Origin of the sequence: Streptomyces katrae (genome assembly GCF_000966975.1) — a bacterium.
In the GTDB taxonomy this organism is placed as follows: domain Bacteria; phylum Actinomycetota; class Actinomycetes; order Streptomycetales; family Streptomycetaceae; genus Streptomyces; species Streptomyces katrae.
Genome location: NZ_JZWV01001132.1, coordinates 1 through 3,957 on the forward strand (window position 1 = coordinate 1; position 3,957 = coordinate 3,957).

Consider the following 3,957-nt stretch of genomic DNA (forward strand, 5'->3'; position numbering starts at 1 on the left):
GGGAACGGGGCCGGTCCGCCGCCGATCGTAAGTGCCCGCGGCACGGCCCTGTCAACCGTGCCCGCTCCGCGCGGCCGGGGCCGTCCGCGATCCGGTCCGTTGCTTGACGAAGACCATCGTGTACTGCTCAAGTAGTCACATGAACGCCCATCAGCGCCTCGTCTCGCGCGGCCACATCGACTTCGGTCGGGTGTGGTCCGCCGCGTGTCGCGGCTGATGCGGCAGCGGGCTGCCTGATCGGCCCTTCCCTCCCTCGGTGACCCCGTCGCGGGCCGAGATCCCTCCTGCGCACCACCGCCGCCCGCCGGCCCGGTGGCCCGCGCCCGGACGCGCGCTGCCCGCCGCCCCTCGTCGCCCCGATGCCCCGCGTCGTCACCCCGTACCGCCGCACCCCCCGCGCCGCCGTATTCCCGCCGACTGCCGACCGCAGTACGCCGCTCCCGACCGCCGGCCCCCGTACGTCTTACGCCGTACGGGCCGGCGTCCACCCCTGCCCGTGTGCGCACCACCGCCCCGCGAAAGGCCACCCCATGCCCGTGGAATTCCTCGGCATCGCCGCCACCAACGACGGATCCGAAACCACCGCCCGATCCGGCGCCGCCTTCGACAAGGACTACACGCTCCGCCTCGCCCGGGCGCACGAGGACCACGGCTGGGACCGCGTGCTGTTCGCCTACGGCTCCGGATCCCCCGACCCCGCACCGGCGGCCGCCTACGTCGCCGCCCGCCTGGACCGCCTCCAGCTCCTGCTCGCCCACCGGCCCAACGTCTCCTACCCCACCTACGCCGCCAAGACCTTCGCCACGCTCGACCAGATCAGCGAAGGCCGGCTGACCGTCCACTTCATCACCGGCGGCAACGACCACGAACAGGGCCGCGAGGGGGACACCCTCACCAAGGACGAGCGCTACGCCCGCACCAGGGAGTACATACAGATCGTCAAGAAGGTCTGGACCACCCGTGAACCCTTCGACCACGAGGGCGAGCACTACCGCTTCCACGACTTCGTCAGCGACGTCTTCCCCGTCCGCCGGCCCCGTCCGGACGTCTCGTTCGGCGGCTCCTCACCCGCCGCGTACGCCGCCGGCGGCGCCGAGGCCGACATCTACTGCCTCTGGGGAGAGCCCCTGGAGGAGACCGCCCAGCAGATCGAGGCCGTGAAGGCGGCCGCCCGGGCGGCCGGCCGCACCGACGTACCGCGCATCCAGGTCGCCTTCCGCCCGATCATCGCCCCGACCGAGGAACTGGCCTGGGAGAAGGCCCACCGCACCCTGGGCGCGATCCGCCGGCGGCGCGAGGCCGCCCCCGCACGCCACGTCCGGGGCGGAGTCACCCAGACCTCGGCACCCCAGAACACCGGCTCACAGCGGCTGATCGCCATAGCCGAGGCGGGCGAGCGCTACGACCGGGCGCTGTGGACGCCGACCGCGGCCGCCACCGGCGGCGCGGGCAACTCCAACGCCCTCGTCGGCACCCCCGAGACGGTCGCCCAGGCCCTGCTCGACTACCACGACCTCGGCGTCGACATCCTCTCGGCCCGCGGCTACGACCTGCTGGACGACGCCGTCGACTTCGGCCGCCACGTGATCCCGCTGGTCCGCGAGGAGGTCGCGAAGCGCGACGCCGCACGCGCGGCCGCACACCCGGTGTCCGAGCCCCGCCAGAGCGCCGCGGCGGTGCGAGGGTGACCTCCGACCACCGCACGCTCCCCGACGCGGAACCCGCCGTGGCAACCCCCGCGAACAGGGCACCCGCCCTCCTGCGCACCGCCGCGGCGCTGGCCCTCCTGCCCCTCCTGGCGCTGACCGCCTGCGGCTCAGGCGGCGCGGCCCCGGCGCCCGCCGGCGCCCCGACCGGCTCCGGACCGGCCGACGATCCGGTGGCCGCCGTACGCACCGTGGACTCGGTCGCCTCCCTGCTCCCCGCCGACGTCCGCCGGACCGGCACCCTGAGGATCGGCAGCTCCATCGGATCCCCGCCCTCCGCGTACTACCCGAACGGGCAGGACAAGCCGCCCGCCGGCCAGGACATCGACATCGCCGACGCGGTCGCCAAGGTCCTCGGCGTGAAGCTGGAGCGGCAGGGAGCCTCGTTCGAGACGATCCTGCCCGCCCTCGGCAGCGGCAAGTACGACCTCGGCACGGGCAACTTCGGCGTCACCGCCGAACGCCTGAAGACCGTCGACTTCGTCACCTACATCAACGACGGCCAGGGCTTCGCGGTCAAGACGGGCAACACCGGACTCACCACACGGATCACCGACCTCGTCCAGCTGTGCGGGCTGACCGTCGGCACCGGCGCCGGCACGACCTTCGAGAAGACCCTCACCGCCCAGCAGGGCGTGTGCGCCGCCGCGGGCAGGAAGCCGTACGAGATCAAGGTCTTCTCCGACCCGGGGGCCGTCACCACCGCGCTCCAGCAGGGCCGGATCGACGTCGTCATGTCGACCATCAACGGCCTGCGCCACCAGGCCGCGCAGCCCGCCGCCCGTACCACCTTCCTGGGCGAGTACCACCGCCTCGACGTCGGGTTCGCCTTCAAGAAGGACTCCCCGCTCACCCCGGCCGTCCAGGCGGCCGTCAACGAGCTGATCAGGAACGGCACCTACGCCGCGATCCTCAAGAAGTGGGGCACCAGCGCCTCCGCGATCGACACCTCGCAGATCAACCCGGCCGAGCACCCGTGAGGAGAGAACCCTTGAACGACGTCATGGTCGACGTGCGCGGCGTCCACAAGAGCTACGGACCGCTGGAGGTGCTGCGCGGCATCGACCTGACGGTCAGGACCGGCGAGGTCACCGTCATCCTCGGCCCCTCCGGCTCGGGGAAGTCCACGCTGCTGCGCACCATCAACCACCTGGAGAGGGTCAACAGCGGCTGGATCAGCGTGGACGGCGACCTCATCGGCTACCGCAGGTCCCGCGGCAGGCTGTACGAGCTGAAGGAGAAGGAGGTGCTGCGGCAGCGCACCCGCATCGGGTTCGTCTTCCAGAACTTCAACCTCTTCCCGCACCTGACCGTCCTGGAGAACCTGGTCGAGGCCCCGGTCTCCGCCCTGCGGCGGCCACGCCACGAGGCGGAGGCGACGGCCCGCCGGCTGCTCGGCCGCGTCGGCCTCTCCGACAAGGCCGAGGCCTATCCGCGGCAGCTCTCCGGCGGCCAGCAGCAACGCGTGGCCATCGCCCGGGCACTCGCCCTCGAACCCAAGGTGCTGCTCTTCGACGAGCCGACCTCGGCCCTCGACCCGGAGCTGGTCGGGGAGGTCCTGGACGTGATCAAGGACCTGGCCCGCGCCGGAACCACCATGATCGTCGTGACGCACGAGATCGGTTTCGCCCGCGAGGTCGCCGACACCGTCGTGTTCATGGACGGCGGAGCCGTCGTCGAACAGGGGCCGCCCACCGCCGTCCTGGACGACCCGAGCCACCCGCGCACCCGCGCCTTCCTCTCCAAGGCCGTCTGACGTCCGAAGCCCGACGTCCGACGTCCGACGTCAGACGGCCGACCGTGCGCTACACGGGCCGGCCCGCCGGCCACAGGGGCTGACGGGCCGGCCCGGCGCACCGCCGGGGAACTCCGAGCGTCCGGGTCAACGCCTGGAGATGCGCACCACTCCGGTCTCGGTGCCCTGGTAGAGGGTGCCGTCCGGGGCGGCCGTCCCCCGCATCTGGAGCGGGTTGTAGACCAGGCCGATGCCCAGGAAGGAGCTGGTGAGCTGGGTGCCGGTGGCCGGATCGATGACGGAGTGGTGGTATTGGGCGAAGGTGTTGAGGCCGGCGCTGCCGGTCGGCCCGGTGACCGAGACCGTGTAGATCTTCCCGTCGGCGAGGGAGAGCCGGGGCAGCGCCGCGGACTTCACCGTGCTGTTCCACACCACCGAGCAGCCCGTCCCCTCGGCGTTGACGTCGATCCGGCTCAGACCCCCGTCGAAGTTCGCGGAGGACGGCTGGCTGGCGGG

At 72.5% G+C, this 3,957-nt stretch carries 3 protein-coding genes and 1 pseudogene; 3 read left to right on the top strand and 1 reads right to left on the bottom strand.

What is annotated here, in order from left to right:
• Positions 1 to 530 precede the first annotated feature (530 nt).
• The 3 genes from VR44_RS33640 to VR44_RS33650 are packed head-to-tail and all read left to right on the top strand — an operon-like array spanning position 531 to position 3,462.
• Positions 531 to 1,688, top strand: coding sequence for an LLM class flavin-dependent oxidoreductase (locus VR44_RS33640; protein WP_045951433.1), 1,158 nt, complete (start codon positions 531 to 533; stop codon positions 1,686 to 1,688).
• A 38-nt stretch (positions 1,689 to 1,726) separates the two neighbouring features.
• Positions 1,727 to 2,686 carry an ABC transporter substrate-binding protein gene (locus VR44_RS33645; protein ID WP_245692724.1) on the top strand — a complete coding sequence of 320 codons (960 nt, stop codon included), beginning with the start codon at positions 1,727 to 1,729 and terminating at the stop codon, positions 2,684 to 2,686.
• 23 nt (positions 2,687 to 2,709) lie between these two features.
• Positions 2,710 to 3,462: an amino acid ABC transporter ATP-binding protein gene (locus VR44_RS33650; protein WP_169791067.1), complete on the top strand. Its 753-nt coding sequence runs from the start codon at positions 2,710 to 2,712 to the stop codon at positions 3,460 to 3,462.
• A 126-nt stretch (positions 3,463 to 3,588) separates the two neighbouring features.
• Here the strand turns inward: VR44_RS33650 and VR44_RS33655 are convergent.
• A pseudogene (locus tag VR44_RS33655) lies at positions 3,589 to 3,957 on the bottom strand (hypothetical protein); the annotation flags it as partial.

Bases quoted from the DNA above. Each gene is read 5' to 3' on its own strand.
- VR44_RS33640 (WP_045951433.1), top strand. From the start codon at position 531: ATGCCCGTGGAATTCCTCGGCATCGCCGCCACCAACGACGGATCCGAA.
- VR44_RS33650 (WP_169791067.1), top strand. From the start codon at position 2,710: ATGGTCGACGTGCGCGGCGTCCACAAGAGCTACGGACCGCTGGAGGTG.